Below are 18,851 nucleotides of genomic sequence, written 5' to 3' on the forward strand. Positions count from 1 at the left end.
GACAGAAGAGACGGAGAGGACTAGCAGCCGATGAAACACCACTCCAAGGTGCGCCAGGCGTTGGCCCTGCTGCTGGTTCTGCTGCTCGTGGCCTGGCTGGCCACCAGCGTCTTCTAGCTCAGCGCGCTCCCAGCGAGCGCGCTGCTAGCCCTCGCCGCGGGTGGCGGCCAGCACGTCGCGAGCCAGTGGCATGTTCGCCAGATCCTCCACCAGCACTGGGTTGCCCGCGCCGTCACACAGCGGTACGCGCCAGTTCGGGTACAGGTCCTGCGTGGTGCCCGGCTGGTTCTGCGCCCGCAGATCTCCCACCAGATCCACCAGCGCGGCGCAGCGCAGCAGCGACGGTGTCTGCGCAATGTAGCGGTGCATGGCCCGCAGGATGTACGAGACATCCGGGCGGCGCTCGCGCCCGTGCCGCGGATCGTCCAGTTCCTGGCGCAGGTCGTTAAGGAAGTAGCCCTCGCAGTCCATTCCGCGGAAGCCACCGTGGCGGGCGATGGTGCCCAGCACGTCGACCTGCCAGTTGGCATCCTCGGCGAACTCGTCGTCCGAGCTGCGGGTCAGCACTCCCAGCTCCTCGCGCAGGTCGATGTGCCCGCCGCGCAGGTAGCTGGCGGTCGGGGGCAGGTCGTGTGTGGTCACGGAGGTCAGGCAGGTACGGCGGTAGGCCTCCGGCGGTTTCGCCCCGTTGGCGTCACCCTCAAACCACACGATCGAGGTCCCCATCACGCCGCGGCTGGCCAGGTAATCCTGCACCCACGGCTCGAAGGTGCCCAGGTCCTCGCCGACCACTACGGCACCGGCGCGGTGAGCCTCCAGCACCAGCGCACCGACCAGCGCCTCGTGGTCGTAGGTGACGTACGTGCCCAGGGTGGGGGATTCCATGCGCGGGATCCACCACAGGCGGAACAGCCCCAGCACGTGATCGATGCGGATGCCGCCGGCGGTGCGCAGGATCGTACGCAGCATGTCGCGCCACGGACGGTAGCCTTCTTCGGCCAGCTTCCAGGGATGCCACGGCGGCTGCGACCAGTCCTGGCCCTGCTGGTTGTAGCCATCCGGCGGGGCGCCCACGCTGGCTCCGGGAGCCAGCACGTCGGCCAGAGTCTGCGCGTCTGCGCCGCCGGGGTGCACGCCCACGGCCAGGTCGGCCATCAGCCCGATGCTCATGTGTTCGGTCAGGGTGTTTTGAGCGTGCAGCTCCTGCTCCTGGCAGATCATCTGCATCCAGGCGTAAAAGTCGCTAGTCAGCGCCGGATCGTTGGCTGCGCGCTCGCACCATTCAGTGAAGCCCACCAGCCCCTCGCCCTCGCGCTCGCGGAAGGCACGCAGCTGCTCCGCGCGCTCGTCGCCGATCCCTGCGGCGTACAGCAGGTGTAGGGCCTTGATTTTGGACGCCACCACGGGGTCCCGCTCCAACAGGTCAGCCGTGTGATTGCGCTTCTTCAGCGGGGCGGCGAGCTGCTCGATCTCCGCGTGCAGCTCGGGGTGTGCGGCGTACTCAGGAGTGTTCTCCACCCGGATGTAGATGGGGTTGGTGTACCGGCGGGTGGTCGGCAGGTAGGGGGAATCCTCCACCGGGGGAGCGGCCTCCGCTGCGTGCATGGGGTTTACCAGCACGAAGTCCGCCCCGCCGAGCTTCTGCAGGGAATCGCTCAAGACCTCGAGCGTGCCGTAATCGCCGATGCCCCAGGCACCGCGGTCGCGCAGGGAGTACAGCTGCGCCATTACTCCGGTGCGCGGGGCATCCGGTAGTTCCAGGGCTTGGGGGGAAACCAGCAGGGTAGAAGTAGCCTCCGTGGAATCGGCACGGGCCTCGAGTTGGTGCCAGCCCGCGGGCAGTGCGGGAAGCTGGAATGTGGCGGTGCCGAAAGTGGTGGCGGCGGCTTCAGCGCCGACGGTGATGGGATCGACCCATTCATTGAGCTGTTCCAGCTCGATCGTGTCGCCGTCTTCAGTATGGACCTGCACCTGCAGGGATTCGCCGTCGATGCAGTGGACATGCAAGGTGCGCGGGCGGTTGGCGATGGCGGTGATGGTGGGGGCGATCATGCGGCTGTAGCGGGTGTGCAGTAGATCCTCGATGGCAGTCTGCACAGCGTCTTCGGTCAGCGCGGCGGGGTCCTCCGGCAGATCCAGTCCCAACTCGCGGAGCGCGAAAAGTACAGTGCTGCTTTTCACATCCACCCGCTGGCCGTCCTGGCCGGTGTACCAGGTGGCCACGCCGCATTCGGCGGCCAGTTCGTTGAGGATTGCGTTGACATCGGGGGCGATCTGTCCGCCGGGTTCCACAGAGCTAGTCACAACTGCCATTGTGCAGGGCACCGGGCGCATCTTCCACTTTTCCAGCCTTTTGCAAAAAAAGGGGCGAGCGGGACAGCGGGGAGATAGTGGGGAGAAGGCCGCAGCAGCGGGTGTGGGGAATTTTGCCGAAGGTTCGACGTGATTCACGCCACTCATATATGGTTGTAGAAGTATAAGTCACGTTGAGGCTGCGGGCGCAACGACCGAAATTGCGCCCGTTATTCACGTAAAAACCCAGGTCAGGCAACTGTCAGGACATGAACAAAGGGAGCAGCATGACGGAGTACACCTCTGAAGCCCTATACACGATCGACGAGCACGAGACCTGCCTAACGGCAGTCCGTGACCTCGGCGCCGAATCCCCAGACGGGGTGCTGTTTAAGCGTCCGAAGAACTTCGACTGGGTGGACGTCACCGTCTCCCAGTTCCTGGACGACGTTTACGCAGTAGCCAAGGGCCTGGTTGCCAACGGTATCGAGCAGGGCGACCGCGTGGTCATCATGTCCGACACTCGCTACGAGTGGACTGTGCTGGACTACGGCATCTGGGCTGCCGGCGGCATCACCGTGCCGATCTACCCGTCCTCCTCCACCTCCCAGTGTGAGTGGATCGTGGGCAACTCCGGCGCGAAGCTGGCCATCGCTGAAAAGTCCGGCCACACCACCCGCCTGAAGACCTTCGTCAAGGAAGGCGACCGTCCGGAGGGCGACAAGTCCGCGCACCTCAAGCGCGTGCTGGAGATCAACAGCGGTGCCATTGACATCCTGGTTAACGACGGCCAGGAAGCTGGCATCGGGCAGGACGTCCTGGAAGAGCGCATCGCCAACACCCGCCACGATGACGTTGCCTCCATCGTTTACACCTCCGGCACCACCGGCCGTCCAAAGGGCTGCAAGCTGACCCACCACAATTGGCTGGCTGAGGCCCGTGCCATCCTGACCCACCCGGTCGGCCGCGCCGCTGCTTTCGGTTACCGCAAGCTGACGTTCCTGCCGCTGGCGCACGTGTTCTCCCGCGCGATGGCTCACGCTGCCACCGTCGGTGGCGCTACCCAGACCCACTGGAGCGACATGAGCACCCTGGTTGCTGAGTTCCAGCGCACCAAGCCGAACCTGATCTGCTCTGTTCCGCGCATCTTTGAGAAGGTTCACGCGGGTGTGAAGTCCAAGGCCACGGAGGGCGGTGGCGTCAAGGCCAAGATCTTCAACTTCGCAGAGCGCGCCGCAGTCGACTACTCGAAGGCTCTCGATACCGACGAGGGGCCATCGCTGAAGCAGAAGATCGACCGCGCCATCGGTGACAAGCTGGTCTACTCCAAGGTGCGCGAGGCTATGGGTGGCGAGCTGGATTACGCGATCTCCGGCGGTTCCGCACTGAACCCGGAGCTCATGCACTTCTTCCGTGGCGTGGGTGTGACTCTGTACGAGGGTTACGGCCTGACCGAGTGCACCGCCGCAGCCTGCACTAACTTCGCCCCGGACAACATTATCGGCACCGTCGGCCGCCCGCTGGGTGGCATCACCGTCAAGATCGCCGATGACGGCGAGATCCTGCTGAAGGGCGACATGGTCTTCGCCGGCTACTGGGAGAACGAGGAAGCTACTGCGGAATCCTTCACTGAGGACGGCTTCTACCGTACGGGCGACCTGGGCAAGTTGTTGCCCACCGGCCACCTGAAGATCACTGGCCGCAAGAAGGAAATCATCGTCACCGCCGGCGGCAAGAACGTCTCGCCTGGCCCGATGGAGGACATCCTGCGTTCCGCCCCGCTGATCTCCCAGGCCATGGTCGTCGGTGATGACCAGAAGTTCGTCGGCGCCCTGATCTCCCTGGACGAGGAAGCCGCCAAGAAGTGGAAGGAAAACAACGGCATCGCCGAGAACGTCTCCATCCGCGAGCTGGCGAAAAACCCGGTTCTGCGCTCCGAGATCCAGGATGCGATCAACGAGGCCAACGCCACCGTTTCTCACGCAGAGGGCATCAAGAAGTTCCGTATCGTCCACCGCGACTTCACCGAGGAGAACGACGAAGTCACCCCGTCGCTGAAGTTGAAGCGCTTCGTTGTGGCGAAAAACTTCGCCGACGATATCGCTTGGATTTACAACTCAAAGTAAGTTAAGAAATCCACTCCACGACACCGGCCACGCCTCCACAGGTGGCCGGTGTTCTTGTTTTAGAGTTGTCTGCGGTATCAACCAACACATGGGCTGTGACGGGCCCAGGGGAGAGGAGAACGCGTGCACTACGATGCTGCCCTGCGCGTTCGCGAGCTCACCCAAAATATCTACGACATCGGCGACGAGATCGCCGATTACATCAACCACGTCTCTCAGGCCATCGCTGATTGGGATGCTGACCTGGTGGAAGACTGCCTGCTGGAGCTGGCGGAAATCGTCGCGGAAGGCCGCGCTGAGGTGCGCCCCGGCCTGTCTGAGCTCAACGGTCTGCGCCAGGCTTTCGTCTCCGGCGTGCGCGCCGGAAGCATGTCGGGCGTGACTCCCTCGCGCACCCCTCGCGCCCTCGGCGGCAGCGTTGCGCGCGGCAGCGACTACCCGCACCCCGGCCGCACCTTGAGCTTTATGCACAGGAAGCCCGGTGCGTCCGCTCGCCGTTCTCTTTCTGACGCCACCACCCCAACCGCCGCCGGCACCAGCGACCCGCGCAGTGCCCGTGGCGCGGAGTTCGCTGATACTTCCGCCGAGCACGCCCCGGCGACGATGGCCTCCACGGCCTCCTGGCGCATGTGGCTGCGCGAGCAGGCCGAGCGTATCCGCGCGGACCTGCGCGAGGTGGAGGACTGGGTGATCAACCAGACGCAGTGCGCCCTGGAATCCCAGTCCGTGCTGCTGCCGCAGGCATACGTGAAGGCCGAGCAGCGCACCATCGAGCTGGTGGGCCACTGGCGGGAGGTCATCGCCCGCCAGCCAGAGCTAGCCGCGGGCATGCGGGGCGAGGCGCCGCCTGAGTTCTTGGCAGAGCGCGCTCGGGTGGAGGAGATCGTTGGTCGCCTGCAGCGGCGCAAGCGCGGCACTGCGGTCTAGCGCCAGGACCGCCAGCACTGCTAGTACTATGCACGTAGTATGCATGGCCTTTATATCCACGTTCCTTTTTGCTCCACCCGCTGTGGCTACTGCGACTTCAACACCTACACACCGCAGGAGCTAGGTGCGGCAGACGGCAGCGCTGTGGCTGGCAACACCATCCCTGGCTACCTGGATGCCCTGGAGCGCGAACTGGAGGTCGCCGCCGAGGTGTGGGATTACCCCGGCGAGGTACAGACCGTCTTCTTCGGTGGCGGCACGCCCTCCATGCTGGGCCACGAGGGGTTGGCCCGGGCGTTGAATGCTGCCCGCCGCACGATCGGCCTGGCACCCGACGCGGAGGTCACCACCGAGGCGAACCCGGAATCCACCAGCCCGGAGTTCTTCGCAGGCTTGCGCGAGGCCGGCTTCAACCGCATCTCCTTGGGCATGCAGTCCGCGATGGGGCATGTGTTGAAGGTGCTGGAGCGCCAGCACACCCCAGGCCGCCCGATTGAGGCCACCCGCGAGGCCAAGCGGGCCGGTTTCGAGCACATCAACCTGGACGTCATCTACGGCACCCCCACCGAGACCGACGACGATCTGCGGCGTACCCTCGACGCGGTGCTGGAGGCGGACGTCGACCACGTCTCCGCCTACTCCCTGATCGTGGAGGACGGCACGGCCATGGCGCGCAAGGTGCGGCGCGGCGAGCTGCCCGCCCCGGACGAGGACACTCTGGCGGATCGTTATGACGCCATCGACGCCCGCCTGCGCCAGGCCGGTTTTCGCTGGTACGAGGTCTCTAACTGGGCCAAACCCGGCGGCGAATGCCAGCACAACCTGATCTATTGGCGCTCCGGGCAGTGGTGGGGCGCAGGCCCCGGCGCCCACGGATGCGTGCGGCTGCGCGGGGAAGGCCACAGCGAATCAGGCCTGGTGAGGTTGGTGAATGCGAAGCGTCCGGCGACCTATTGGAATGGGCTGCTGGGTGAGGCCGAGGGGGCGTCAATAAGAAAGGACGGCCTACCCGTGCCAGGGTCGGTGGTGACGACCGAGCGCTTAAGCAACGACGACCTGCGCACAGAACAGGTGATGCTGCGGCTGCGGCTGGCCGAGGGGCTGGACCTGGCGGAGCTGGCGGGCGGAAGCGACGGCGCGAACAGTGCTAATACCGTCCGGAACGCCGAGCTGGGGCAGGTGATCGAGCGCTACACAGGCCTGGGGCTGCTGGATAAACGCGGCGAGCGCCTAAGATTGACGGATAAAGGGCGCTACCTGGCCGACGGAATCGTCACGGACATCGTGTTGGCGCTCGGGCTTTAAGGGCCAATCGAGAGCTAATTGAGGCTAATCGGACTCACGCGAGGAGTGAAGGATTTGTCGAGCGGAACTGAACACAGAAGGAACCAGGTGCTGCGGGCGATCGTCAGCGACTTCATCGCCTCGCACGAACCGGTGGGCTCGAAGATGCTGGTGGATAAGCACCAGCTGGGTGTTTCCTCCGCGACGATCCGCAACGACATGGCGGTGCTGGAGGCCGAGGGCTACATCACCCAACAGCACGCCTCCTCCGGGCGCATCCCCACGGTGAAGGGCTACCGCCGCTTTGTGGACGGCATCAACGAGGTCAAGCCGCTGAGCACCCCGGAGCGCCGCGCGATTCTGGACTTCCTGGAACACGGCGTGGACCTAGAGGACGTGCTGCGCCGCAGCGTGCAGCTGCTATCCCAGCTGACCCGCCAGGTGGCCGTGGTGCAGATGCCGGACCTGCGGCGCGGGCGGGTGAAGCACTGCGAGCTGGTGAAGTTGGGCAGCCACCGCATCCTGCTGGTGCTGATCACCGACACCGGGCGCGTGGACCAGCGCAACGTGGATCTAGGCCAGCCGATCAGCGACGACGACCTGCCGCGGCTGCGCGACCTGGTGAACTCCGCGATGGTGGGGCGCACCCTGGACGACGCATGCACGAACATCGCCGCGCTGGCGAACGAGGCCAAGGGCAACAGCATGCCCGAGGAGCTGCGCGACGTGGCACTCGTGGTGACGACCGTGCTGGTGGAGACCCTGCTGGAGCGCCCGAATGACCGGCTGATCCTGGCGGGCACGCCCAACCTGATGCGCACCAGCGAACTCAGCCCCGTGGTGGAGGCCCTGGAAGAGCAGGTAGTGGTGCTGAAGCTGCTGAATAGCGTGCGTGACCTGCAGGTGCAGGTGAGCATCGGCGAGGAGAACGAGGACGAGGAGCTGCGCGGCGCCTCCGTCGTATCCGCCGGCTACGGCAATGCCAACGCGGTGCTCGGCGGCATGGGAGTGGTGGGGCCAACCCACCTGGACTACTCCGGCACCATTTCCTCTGTGACCGCCGTGGCGCACTACGTCTCGCGGATTTTGAGCGAGGAGTAGGAATAGTAGGATAGTGCAGTTGGTTTAGGACTAAAGACTGCAAGCAGCTTCAAGATAGACGTGAAAAGGACCCGCTGAACGTGGCTCGAGACTATTACGGAATCCTCGGTGTGGATCGCGACGCTACGGACGCCGAAATTAAGAAGGCGTACCGCCGCCTGGCGCGCAAGTACCACCCGGACGTCAACCCTTCCGAGGAGGCTGCGGAGAAGTTCCGCGAAGCCTCCCTGGCCCAGGAGGTGCTGACGGATCCGCAGAAGCGCCAGATCGTGGACGCTGGTGGCGACCCGGAGGAGCAGGGCTTCGGCCAGCCGGGAGCCGGTGGATTCGGAGGCTTCTCCGGCGGCGGCCTGGGCGACATCTTCGACGCATTCTTCGGCGGTGGCGGCGGGGCACGCGGCCCGCGCGAGTCCCGCGTGCGCCGCGGCAACGATGCGCTGGTGCACCTGGAGGCCACGCTGGAGGAGGTCTACGCGGGCATCGACCGCGAGATCACCGTGGAAACCGCCGTGCTGTGCGACGTGTGCGACGGCTCGGGCTCGGCCTCCAAGGCCGCGCCGGTGACCTGCCCGACCTGTCAGGGCGCGGGCGAAGTCATGGAGCTGCAGAATTCCATGCTGGGCCGCGTGCAGGTGCGCCGCGCCTGCCACCGCTGTGCGGGCACCGGCGAGGTTATCGAGGACCCGTGTGAGAACTGCGCGGGCGACGGGCGCGTGCGCGACCGCCAGACCCTCAAGGTTTCCATTCCCGCCGGCATTTCCGACGGCATGCGCCTGCGCATGAGCGGCAAGGGCGAGGTCGGCCCGGGCGGCGGCCCGGCTGGCGACCTGTACGTGGAGGTGCACACCACCGAGCACCCGTACTTCATCCGCGAGTCCGACGACCTGCACGTGAACCTGCAGGTGCCGGCGGTAGACGCGGCCCTGGGTACCTCCGTGGAGGTCAAGCTGCTGGACGATTCCATCGCCACCGTGGACATCGCGCCGGGCACCCAGCCGGATGCCACCATTCGCCTGTCCGAAAAGGGCATGCCGCACCTGCGCCGCGAGGGCCACGGTTCCCTGATCGCCCACGTGGAGGTCATGATCCCCACCGACCTCAACCACAAGCAGCGCGACCTGCTGGAGAAGCTGCGAGAGGCCAGCTCCCAGAACGCTGGCGTGGCCTCGAAGGACGAGTCCCACAGCGGCTTTTTCTCCCGCCTGCGCTCGAAGTTTGGCCGCTAACCCATGACGGATCCGGTGTTCATCCACCCCATTCCCGAGCCGGTTGCGGTCGGGGATCGTTTCCGCCTGACCGGCGCGGAGGCCAAGCATGCCTCCGTCAAGCGTCTTGAGGTGGGTGAGGGGTTGGTCGTCACCGATGGCGCTGCGCGCGCGGTGCAAGGTTCTTTTCTTGGTGACGCCACCGTGGAGGTCGCCGACATTCTCGAGCTGCCCACCCCGCACCCGCGGGTGACGGTAGTGCAGGCGATTCCAAAGTCCGATAGGGCGGAGCTGGCCGTGGATCTGGCGGTGCAGGCCGGCGCGGATCGGATTGTGCCGTGGGCTGCCCGCAGGGCTATCGCCAAGTGGGACGGCAAGGAGGCCAAGGCGCACGCGAAGTGGGAGAACGCCGCCCGCGCGGCCGCCAAGCAGTCCCGGCGTTTACAGATCCCGGAGGTTACCCAGCTGGTGCGCAGCCCGGAGGAGCTGGCGCGGGTGCTGGGGCTGGGGGAGGCCGGCACCGCTGCGAGCGGTGTCGGTGGTGGCAGCGGCACCAGCACCGTCCGCGTGCTGGTGCTGCACGAGGAGGCCACCGAGCCGCTGCCCGCGGTCGTCAGCGCGGCGGTGAATGGCGACGACGCCAACGGCAGCGAAGCTGCCGCAACCGAGATCGCCCTCGTCGTCGGCCCCGAGGGCGGCATCAGCCCGGAGGAACTCGCCGAGTTCGAGCAGCTGGGAGCCACCCCGGTTCGCCTGGGGCCGGAAGTTCTGCGCACCGCCACAGCCGCCGCTGTTGCGCTGGGAGCCATCGGCGCTGTCACGGACCGTTGGCGGTAGGATCGGTACACATGACGTCACCCAACTCCGCTAGGTCACCGCGCCCCCGCGTAGCCAGCTCTACCGTGGAGCTCGACCCGGAATCGGTTCTGGCCGTCGCCGGCCCGGCAGATGAGAACCTGCGGGTGCTGGAGTACGCCTTCGATGCGGACATCCTGACCCGCGGCAACCGCGTGACGATCCGCGGCGAGGCCTCTGAGGTCTCCCAGGTGCGCCGGGTGTTGCAGGAGATGATCAACCTGGTCAGCCGCGGCCATGCGGTGGATCCGGCCGCCACAAAGCGCGCGATCACCCTGGTGGAGGAGCAAGCCCCGGCGCTGGTTTCCAGCAGCGATTCCGCACCCATCGTCTCCTACCGTGGCAAGACGGTGCGCCCGAAGACGCCTGGCCAGCAGGAGTACGTGGAGGCCATCGACGAGGACGCGATCGTATTCGGCATCGGCCCGGCCGGTACGGGTAAGACGTATCTAGCGATGGCCAAGGCCGTGCAGGCCCTGCAGGCCAAGGACGTCAATCGCATCATCCTTACCCGCCCGGCAGTGGAGGCGGGGGAGAAGCTGGGCTTTCTGCCCGGCACGCTCAGCGACAAGATCGACCCCTACTTGCGCCCGCTGCACGATGCGCTGCGGGAGATGGTGGATCCGGAGACGATTCCCCGGCTGATGGATACCGGCGTGATCGAGGTCGCGCCTCTGGCCTACATGCGCGGCCGCACGCTTAATGATTCCTTCGTGGTGCTGGACGAGGCGCAGAACACCACCCCGGCGCAGATGAAGATGTTCCTCACCCGCCTGGGCTTTGGCTCCAAGATGGTGGTCACCGGCGACTTGAGCCAGGTAGATCTGCCGAACCGTCAGGAGTCCGGGCTGAAGGTGGCTCGCCAGGTTCTGCAGGGCGTGGATGGCGTGTCGATCATCAACTTGGATTCCGACGACGTGGTGCGCCACCGGCTGGTCTCCAAGATCGTGGAGGCCTATGGCACCTACGAGCTGGACAATGAAATTTAACGGAAATCTAGCGGAAATCTAGCGGCAAGCACGAACTACCAAAAGGCGAGCACCCAATGAGCATCGAAGTTTTTAACGAATCCGGCCGCGGCGAGGTCAACGAGGAAGAGTTGATCGACGTCGCCCGCTACGCCCTGTGGACCCTCGACGTCCACCCGGCCGCCGAACTATCTATCCACATTGTGGACCTGGAAACCATCGAGGACCTGCACGTTAGGTGGATGGATCTGCCCGGCCCTACCGATGTGATGAGCTTTCCTATGGACGAATTGACGCCAGGTTGGGGCCGCAAGGATGCGGCGGAGCCCTCCCCGGCGATGCTGGGTGACATCATGCTGTGCCCCGACTTTGCCGAAGGGCAGGCGACCCGTGCGGGTCACTCCCTGGCTCACGAGCTCGACCTGCTGACCGTCCACGGGGTGCTGCACCTGCTGGGCTTCGACCACGTCACCCCGGAGGACGAGCAGAAGATGTTCGCCCTGCAGAATGAGATCCTGGCGAACTGGTACGACTCCCAGGAGGAGCGCGGCGTGAGCTTCGCCCCGAAGCCAACCGGCGCCGGGGCCTTCCCCAGCGCCGCGGACCGCGACGATACCCAGAACTAGAACCCACTAGTCCCCACTCAAACCCAGGAAGAGCTAGAAGCTTCGAAAGATGACGATCGACATCCCCTTATCCATCCCGTTCGCGATCCTTGCACTTTTCCTCGGAGGTGTGCTGTCGCTGGTGGAAACGGCAGTGTCCTCGCTCTCCGCGGCGCGGGTGGAGAACCTGGTAAAGGAGGATCGCCCGGGCGCGGCCCGGCTGGAGCGGGTGCTCGAGGGGCGGGCTGGCCACATTAACCTGCTGGTGCTGCTCCGCACCATCTGTGAGGTCTCCGGCGCGGTGCTGGCCGCCGCCGCGTGTGTGGAGCTGATGGGCTCGCGCGGCTGGGCTTTCGCCACCGCCATCGTGATCGTCACGCTGCTGACGTTCATCCTGATCGGCGTGCTCTCCCGCACGCTCGGCCGGCAGAACCCGTACACCATTAGCCTGGCGACCGCCCCGATCCTGCTGGGCCTATCCAAGCTACTGGGCCCCATCGCCAAGCTGCTGGTCGGCGCGGGTAACGTGCTGACCCCCGGACGGGGTTTCCGCAACGGCCCCTTTGCCTCCGAAATCGAGCTGCGCGAGATGGTGGACATCGCCTCCGAACGCGGCGTGGTGGAGATGGACGAGCGCCGGATGATCCAATCCGTATTCGACCTTGCCAACACCTCGGCGCGCTCCGTGATGGTGCCGCGCCCCGAGATGGTGTGGATCGAGGCCGACAAGACCGCCGGCCAAGCCACCAGCCTGTGCGTGCGTACCGGTCTTTCCCGCCTGCCCGTGGTGGGCGATGACGTGGACGACATTGTGGGCGTCATTTACCTCAAAGACCTCATCGCCGAGACCTATCACATGACCGACGGCGGCAGCTCCATCCGCGTGCGCGACTGCATGCGGCCCGCCGTGTTCGTACCGGACTCGAAGAAGCTGGACGACCTGCTAGAGGACATGCAGCGCGACCAGATCCACATCGCCATGCTCATCGACGAATACGGTGCCGTGGCGGGGCTGATCTCGATTGAGGACATCCTGGAGGAGATCGTCGGCGAGATCACCGACGAATACGACACGTCGGAGCAAGCGCCGATAGAGCCGCTGGAAGACGGCAGCTACCGAGTGCAGGCGCGACTGTCGCTGGAGGAACTCGAGGAGCTATTCGAGGACGTGGAGTTCAGCGATGAGCAGCACGAGGAAGTGGATACCGTCTACGGCCTCGGGGCCTTCGAACTGGGCAGGGTGCCGATCCCAGGGGCGGAGATTTCCACAGTCGGTCTGCATCTTCGTTACGAGGGTGGACGTGACCGCCGTGGGCGCGTGAAGATCCGTACCGCCGTGGTGACTCGCGAACAGCAGCCTGAGGGCACTGTTGATGCCGACCGCGATGGTGGGGCTGCGGAAGGGACGGCCGTGGCGGCGTCCACAAGAAACAGTGGCCAAGATAAACCCCAAGATAAGAGCGTTAGCGATAAAGCACAGCAATAAGGGATACTTGATGACCATGAACGATCCTTACATCCCCGAAGATCCCTTCGACCCGGGCGCGGGAATGCCCGAAGGGGCGGGCGTGGCACCCGAAGAGATGGAAGTGCCGGAGGAATACCGTGCGCCCGAGGGCTTCCGCTCCGGGTTTGTCAGCTTCGTCGGTCGCCCAAACACCGGCAAGTCCACCCTGACGAACGCGCTGGTGGGGGAGAAGATCGCCATCACCGCCGACCAGCCGGAAACCACGCGCCACCCGATCCGTGGCATTGTCCACCGCGAGGACGCCCAGATCATTTTGGTGGACACCCCCGGCCTGCACCGCCCCCGCACGCTGCTTGGCGAGCGGCTGAACGAGGTAGTTAAAGAGACGTACTCGGATGTGGACGTCATCGCCATGTGCGTGCCCGCGGACGAGAAGATCGGCCCGGGGGATCGCTGGATTGTGGACGCCGTGCGTTCCGTCGCGCCGAAAACCCCGCTGATCGGTGTGGTGACGAAGCTAGACAAGGTCTCCAAGGACCAGGTCGGCGCGCAGCTGCTGGCGCTACACGAACTGCTGGATGGGGCGGACGTGGTGCCGGTTTCCTCCACCAAGCAGGTGCAGCTGGACGTGCTGCTGGACGTGCTGCGCGACCAGCTTCCGGAAGGGCCGAAGTTCTACCCGGACGACCACGTGACCGACGACGACCGCGATACCCGCATGGCCGAGCTGATCCGCGAGGCCGCGCTGGAGGGGCTGCACGACGAGCTGCCACACTCCGTGGCCGTGCAGATCGAGGAGGTTGTGCCGAACCCGCAACGCGAGGGCGTGCTGGACGTGCACGCGGTGATTTACGTAGAGCGCGAAGGCCAGAAGGCGATTCTGCGAGGCAAGGACGGGCGGCGCTTGTCGCGCATCGTCCACCGTTCGCGGCTGGAAATCGTGAAGATGCTGGATCAAAACATCTACCTAGACGTGCACATTAAGGTGGCGAAGAACTGGCAGTCGGACCCTAAGCAGTTGGGGCGGATGGGATTCTAACGGTATTTCCCCTGTGCGCGAAGGCGAAGTGCGATAGGTTGGTCTAGACCTTGATCTTGTACATTCGTGGCGCATGGCGCGCCCCCAAACCAGGCGCATGTTTTGCGCCGCTAGGAAGGGCTACTAGTGACAACCCCGTCTAACCCCTATGGTTCCGATGATTCCGGCAAGCACTCGGCGGACGGCGCTGGCAGCAATGGTGCTGGCGACAACGGCACTGCAAACAACGGTGCAGCCGACAACGGCGGCCTGAACAACGGTTCCGGACAGGACCAGACGCAGGACTACTCCCAGGGCTTCGGCCAGTACGGCCAGGGCCAGTACGGTTCCTATGGCCAGGACCAGTTCGGCCAGGATCAGTTTGGCCAGCAGGATCAGTACTCTCAGCCGAGCTCCTACGGCCAGCCGAGTCAGTACGATACGAACCAGTACGACACGAATCAGTTCGGCCAGAATCAGTTCGGCCAGCAGGAACCCTGGGGTCAGCAGAACCAGCCGCAGGGCGCGGCCGGCTTCCAGGCCTACCCGAACCAGCAGATGGCGAACTCGACGGGTACCGAAAACGACGGTTTCTTCTCTGCTCTGTTCGACTTCAGCTTCACCCGTTACGCCACCCCGTCGGTGGTGAAGGTGCTGTACATCCTGTTGATGATCGTCGTCGGCCTATTCGTGCTGCTGGCTGTCATCGGCTTCTTGGCTGCGATGGCGCAGGACGCTTCCGCAATTGTCCTGGTGCTCATCGGTATCCCGCTGGTGCTCCTCGGTGCTGTTGCGTGGCTGGCGTTTTACCGCGTTGGTCTGGAGGTCGCTGTGTCCATCATCCGCACTGCGCAGTCGGTGCAGTCCATCGACGAGCGACAGGCGCGTACTTCGACCAACGGGAGCTAGCCAATGGGAAACGAATCCTTTCTTTCCGGGCTCTTCGACGTTAACTTTCAGAAGTACACGACTCGGTCGTTTCTGCGAGTGCTGTACATCATCGCCATGATCGTGATCGGTCTGTACATGGTGTTTTCACTGATCAGTACATGGACTAGCCTTAGCATTTTCGAATTCTCTGCTTACAGTCAGGGCTCCAGCCAAGGAGCGAACAACGTGGAATACTCTTTCAGTACTGGCGATTCCGTTCCTGGCAAGCTGATCTCCACCTTGATTACGATCGTTCAGTCGATCGCTAACTTGGCGGTTATCCGCATTTCCCTGGAGGTCTTCGCGGCACTGACCAACACTGCGGCCGCGTGGAGTCGCATCAAGCAGCGGGGTATGTCCGTTTAGCTTTGGCTTAGCTCGAGCACTTTCGGGCAAGCGCTATACTTGCTGCCTATGAGTAGAAGGTCTCGTCCCAGCTTTCGGGACGAGGCCTTTGTGCTTCGCACCTACAAGTTGGGTGAGGCCGACCTGATCCTCGTCCTGCTCACCAAGGACAATGGCCTGATCCGCGCCGTAGCCAAGGGAATCCGCAAGACCCGTTCGCGCTTTGGCGCCCGCCTGGACCGCTTCTCCCGCGTTGACGTGCAGATTTACCCCGGCCGTTCGTTGGCCAACGTCACCGATGCCGCCACCGTCGCCACCTATGCCTCGCCCATCGTCGCGGATGTCGATCGCTTCTACGCGGGGGCGGCGATGTTGGAGATGGCCCAGGTCTTTGCCGCTGAGCCGTCGTCGGCGCACTCGATCTTTTTTCTTCTGGACGCCGCACTCCAGCAATTAACCACCTCAGCCCTCCCTCCGGTCAGCGTGGCCGACGAGTTCGTGCTTCATGGCCTGGAGGTCGCCGGCTGGGAGCCCAGCCTGGTCGACTGTGCGCAGTGCGGCAAGCGCGGCCCCCACCGGGCGTTTCACCCAGGCGCCGGGGGTGCGGTGTGCGTGACGTGCAGGCCCCCGGGCGCGTTCACGCCGCCGTCGGCGGCGGTACATGCCCTGTGGCTGCTGAAGAAGGGGCGTCACGAACAAGCAGCCCAAATACTGCGCGACGAGCAGGGGCAAGACATCGCGGCACAATCGCACCGCCTGCTGCTGGCCCACGTGCGGCAGCAGCTGGAAGTAGGCTGCCCGGCTTACGCAGCGCTATAGGGGCAATGGTGCGCGTGTGGCAAGATAGTACGGGTGAGTAGCACTGAATATCCGCACGTGGACCGTTCCGAGATTCCGCCGGAGCTCCGTCCGAAGCACATCGCGCTGGTAATGGACGGCAACGGGCGCTGGGCTGAGGAACGCGGCATGGTCCGCACTGAGGGGCACCGCCGCGGCGAGGCTGTGCTGATGTCTTTGGTAGAGGAATGCATCGAGCTTGGGGTGGATTACCTCTCCGCCTATGCGTTCTCCACCGAAAACTGGCGCCGTTCGGCTGATGAGGTGCGCTTTTTGATGGGCTTCAACCGCGACGTGCTGCGTCGCCAGCGCGACTACCTGAACAGCCTCGGGGTGCGGATCCGCTGGGTGGGCCGCCGCCCGCGCCTGTGGCGCACAGTGATCTCAGAGCTGGAGGCAGCCGAGGAGCTGACAAAAAACAACACGACCATGACCTTGGGCATGTGCGTGAATTACGGTGGCCGAGCGGAGATCGCGGATGCGGCGCGCTGGATCGCCGAGGACGTGAAGGCTGGGAAGTTGAAGCCCCGGCAGGTGAACGAGAAGACGTTCGCCCGCTACCTGGACGAACCCGACATGCCGGACGTGGATCTGTTTCTGCGGCCGTCGGGCGAGAAACGAACCTCAAACTTCTTGCCCTGGCAGTCCACCTATGCGGAGATGGTGTACCAGGATGTGCTGTTCCCGGATTACACGCCGAATCACCTGCGCGCGGCGGTGCTAGAGTTTGCGAAGCGCGATAGGCGCTTTGGAGGTGTGAAGTGAGCGACGTGACCGGTGCAAACGGGGCGGATGCCGCCGAGCAGCCCGAGGAGCAGGCCGGGCAGATAAGCCAGGCCGAACAGGCCGAGCAGCCACAGCCGACGAAGCGTCAGATCGCACGCTGGCAGCAGTACCTGGCCAACGAGCGCGCTGAGGGAGCCGTGTACCGCGAGCTGGCGCGCAAGAAGACCGGCGAGGAGCGCGCCATCCTGCTGGGGCTTGCGGAGGCAGAAGCGCGCCACGAGGCCTATTGGAAGAACCGCCTCGGCGAATACGTGGGCCTGCCGCGCAAGGCAAGCCTGGATACCCGCATGAAGGCGTGGATGGCACGGCGCTTCGGTTCGGTATTCGTGCTGGCTCTGATGCAATCCTCGGAGCAGCGCAACGAATACATTTCTGATGATGACGCTGACGACCAGCTTGCGGCGGACGAGGCGATTCACGCCGAGGTCGTCCGTGGCTTGGCCGCACGCGGGCGCGCCCGCATGTCTGGGGATTTCCGCGCGGCGATCTTCGGCGCGAACGATGGCCTGGTTTCAAACCTGGCGCTGGTGCTGGGCATGGTCGGCACGGGTGGATCCTCGCACCTGGTGTTGGTCACCGGTATCGCTGGCCTACTGGCCGGCGCGCTGTCGATGGCCGCGGGCGAGTACGTGTCCGTGACCTCGCAGAAGGAGCTGCTGGGCGCGAACGCCCCGGACCCGAACGCCAGCCGTTCGCTGCCGAACCTGGACGTGAACCAGAACGAGCTGGCGCTGGTGTACCGCGCCCGCGGCATGAGCGAACAGGAGGCCGCCGACCGTGCCCGCCGCGTTTTCGATTCGATCATCGAGACGAACCAGCCGGTGGGGGAGCAGGCCTTCGATGCAGAGAAGGTCGGTACCGTTTCCGCGCAGGGCGCCGGGGAGAGCATGGTGGAGCACGCGGCTCCCGAACACGAGGATGGCGGCTCCGGCTTGTCCGCTGCGGTCTCCAGCTTCTTCTGCTTCGCGGTCGGCGCTCTGATCCCGGTGCTGCCGTATATCTTCGGCCTCTCCGGTTCCACCGCGGCGATTGTCTCATGCGTGATGGTGGGGTTGGCCTTGATGTTTACCGGCTCTGTGGTGGGCTTGTTGTCTGGCGTGGAGCCGGGGCGACGCGCCTTGCGTCAATTGCTCATTGGTTTCGGCGCCGCCGGGGCGACGTACCTGCTCGGCTCGTTGTTCAACGTTTAGTTCTAGATCTGAGCCCGCGGCTAGCTGGCTGCTGGCTAGCTAGCGGACTTCTTCTGGCAGTCCCCGCACAGGCCGAAGATCTCGGCGGTGTGGCCGGACTTTTCGTAGCCGAACTTCTTGGCGGTCTCTGCGGCCCAGTCTTCGACGGGGCCGCCGTCGATCTCCACGGTCCGGCGACAGGAGGTGCACACAAGGTGATGGTGGTGATCGTCGGTGGCACAGGCACGGTAGAGGGTCTCGCCGGTATCGTCGTAGAGCGTATCGATCGCGCCGGCTTCCGCCATCTGCTGCAGCGTTCGGTACACGGTGGTCAGGCCGACCTTGTGGTCCTGAGCTACGAGCTTCTGGTGGATGTCCTGGGCACTGCAAAACGTGGTGAGCCCTTCCAGTAGCTCCGCCACAGCGCGTCGTTGGCGGGTGTTGCGCTGGCCGATCTTGGGAATTTTGTTGGTAGCTGGGGTGCTCACGGTGAGCTTGCTCCTTGTGCTCTAAAAGTGCTTTGAATGTGCTTCAAACGTGCGCTGTGTGGCTAACTAATATTGCTTCTGCAGCAGTCAACCTGCGGTAACTACTCACATTAGGGATCTTGCCGCCAATTTTCAATAAGCTTTCGATAAGTCGGTTCAGAACGCTATGCAAGCGGTGTGGAGGCCACCCGACCCAAGCCTCAAGCGCAACGCTGGCGGGCCAGAAAATTTGCCCAAACTAATGTGCTCCGGACGCTTGACTTTCTAGAAACCCCCGGGCTAGATTTAAGGCAGTTCCCTTGGGAGCGTGCGTAATCCCCCCCTTCGCAGCTTCCAGCTAAAGGGAACAGGCCCCATTCTCTTTATGAGGAAAGCGCGGCCGGAACCCGCGGTATTTACCCCCCCCTAACCGCGGGTTCTTTTTTATCTTCACCCATTTTTAATGAC

General features: G+C 64.5%; 17 protein-coding genes. 15 read left to right on the forward strand and 2 right to left on the reverse strand.

Annotated elements, in window-relative coordinates; genetic code table 11:
• Positions 1-144: 144 nt before the first annotated feature.
• Entirely contained in the window at positions 145-2,313 is a 2,169-nt protein-coding gene (locus tag QKE30_RS09660) for a 4-alpha-glucanotransferase (protein ID WP_347934681.1), read from the reverse strand.
• Between the two features lie 266 nt (positions 2,314-2,579).
• Here QKE30_RS09660 and QKE30_RS09665 point away from each other — a divergent pair, with 266 nt between their 5' ends.
• From QKE30_RS09665 to QKE30_RS09735, 15 genes are all read left to right on the forward strand, one after another.
• Positions 2,580-4,418: a long-chain fatty acid--CoA ligase gene (locus tag QKE30_RS09665; protein WP_070487315.1), complete on the forward strand. Its 1,839-nt coding sequence runs from the start codon at positions 2,580-2,582 to the stop codon at positions 4,416-4,418.
• Positions 4,419-4,541: 123 nt separating this feature from the next.
• The gene (locus QKE30_RS09670; protein WP_347934682.1) at positions 4,542-5,345 is read left to right on the forward strand and encodes a hypothetical protein; all 804 of its coding nucleotides are present in this window, start codon (positions 4,542-4,544) and stop codon (positions 5,343-5,345) included.
• A gap of 39 nt (positions 5,346-5,384) precedes the next feature.
• A complete protein-coding gene (gene hemW / locus QKE30_RS09675) occupies positions 5,385-6,650 on the forward strand; it encodes a radical SAM family heme chaperone HemW (protein ID WP_347934683.1) in 1,266 nt (421 codons plus the stop codon).
• 54 nt (positions 6,651-6,704) lie between these two features.
• Complete coding sequence (gene hrcA, locus QKE30_RS09680) at positions 6,705-7,730, forward strand: heat-inducible transcriptional repressor HrcA (RefSeq protein ID WP_035005385.1); 1,026 nt, start codon at positions 6,705-6,707, stop codon at positions 7,728-7,730.
• Between the two features lie 80 nt (positions 7,731-7,810).
• Entirely contained in the window at positions 7,811-8,956 is a 1,146-nt protein-coding gene (gene dnaJ / locus QKE30_RS09685; RefSeq protein WP_011273245.1) for a molecular chaperone DnaJ, read from the forward strand.
• A 3-nt stretch (positions 8,957-8,959) separates the two neighbouring features.
• Positions 8,960-9,772 carry a 16S rRNA (uracil(1498)-N(3))-methyltransferase gene (locus QKE30_RS09690; RefSeq protein WP_347934684.1) on the forward strand — a complete coding sequence of 271 codons (813 nt, stop codon included), beginning with the start codon at positions 8,960-8,962 and terminating at the stop codon, positions 9,770-9,772.
• A gap of 11 nt (positions 9,773-9,783) precedes the next feature.
• Positions 9,784-10,779 carry a PhoH family protein gene (locus QKE30_RS09695; RefSeq protein ID WP_347934685.1) on the forward strand — a complete coding sequence of 332 codons (996 nt, stop codon included), beginning with the start codon at positions 9,784-9,786 and terminating at the stop codon, positions 10,777-10,779.
• 56 nt (positions 10,780-10,835) lie between these two features.
• The gene (gene ybeY / locus QKE30_RS09700; protein ID WP_005296353.1) at positions 10,836-11,384 is read left to right on the forward strand and encodes an rRNA maturation RNase YbeY; all 549 of its coding nucleotides are present in this window, start codon (positions 10,836-10,838) and stop codon (positions 11,382-11,384) included.
• Between the two features lie 49 nt (positions 11,385-11,433).
• A complete protein-coding gene (locus tag QKE30_RS09705) occupies positions 11,434-12,849 on the forward strand; it encodes a hemolysin family protein (protein ID WP_347934686.1) in 1,416 nt (471 codons plus the stop codon).
• A gap of 64 nt (positions 12,850-12,913) precedes the next feature.
• A complete protein-coding gene (era, locus tag QKE30_RS09710; protein WP_173362254.1) occupies positions 12,914-13,870 on the forward strand; it encodes a GTPase Era in 957 nt (318 codons plus the stop codon).
• Positions 13,871-13,996: 126 nt separating this feature from the next.
• Positions 13,997-14,758 (forward strand): DUF4282 domain-containing protein, encoded by a 762-nt coding sequence (locus QKE30_RS09715; protein ID WP_239201161.1) that lies wholly within the window; start codon positions 13,997-13,999, stop codon positions 14,756-14,758.
• A 3-nt stretch (positions 14,759-14,761) separates the two neighbouring features.
• Complete coding sequence (locus tag QKE30_RS09720) at positions 14,762-15,145, forward strand: DUF4282 domain-containing protein (RefSeq protein ID WP_239201164.1); 384 nt, start codon at positions 14,762-14,764, stop codon at positions 15,143-15,145.
• A 48-nt stretch (positions 15,146-15,193) separates the two neighbouring features.
• The gene (gene recO, locus QKE30_RS09725) at positions 15,194-15,943 is read left to right on the forward strand and encodes a DNA repair protein RecO (RefSeq protein ID WP_239201167.1); all 750 of its coding nucleotides are present in this window, start codon (positions 15,194-15,196) and stop codon (positions 15,941-15,943) included.
• A 57-nt stretch (positions 15,944-16,000) separates the two neighbouring features.
• On the forward strand, positions 16,001-16,726 hold the full coding sequence (locus QKE30_RS09730; protein ID WP_347934687.1) for an isoprenyl transferase: 726 nt from the start codon (positions 16,001-16,003) through the stop codon (positions 16,724-16,726).
• 62 nt (positions 16,727-16,788) lie between these two features.
• The gene (locus QKE30_RS09735) at positions 16,789-17,937 is read left to right on the forward strand and encodes a VIT1/CCC1 transporter family protein (RefSeq protein ID WP_239201203.1); all 1,149 of its coding nucleotides are present in this window, start codon (positions 16,789-16,791) and stop codon (positions 17,935-17,937) included.
• A gap of 35 nt (positions 17,938-17,972) precedes the next feature.
• Here the strand turns inward: QKE30_RS09735 and QKE30_RS09740 are convergent, their stop codons facing one another.
• Complete coding sequence (locus QKE30_RS09740) at positions 17,973-18,404, reverse strand: Fur family transcriptional regulator (RefSeq protein ID WP_297666311.1); 432 nt, start codon at positions 18,402-18,404, stop codon at positions 17,973-17,975.
• Between the last annotated feature and the right edge of the window lie 447 nt (positions 18,405-18,851).

The organism is Corynebacterium sp. c24Ua_83 (assembly GCF_039907245.1).
In the GTDB taxonomy this organism is placed as follows: Bacteria; Actinomycetota; Actinomycetes; order Mycobacteriales; family Mycobacteriaceae; genus Corynebacterium.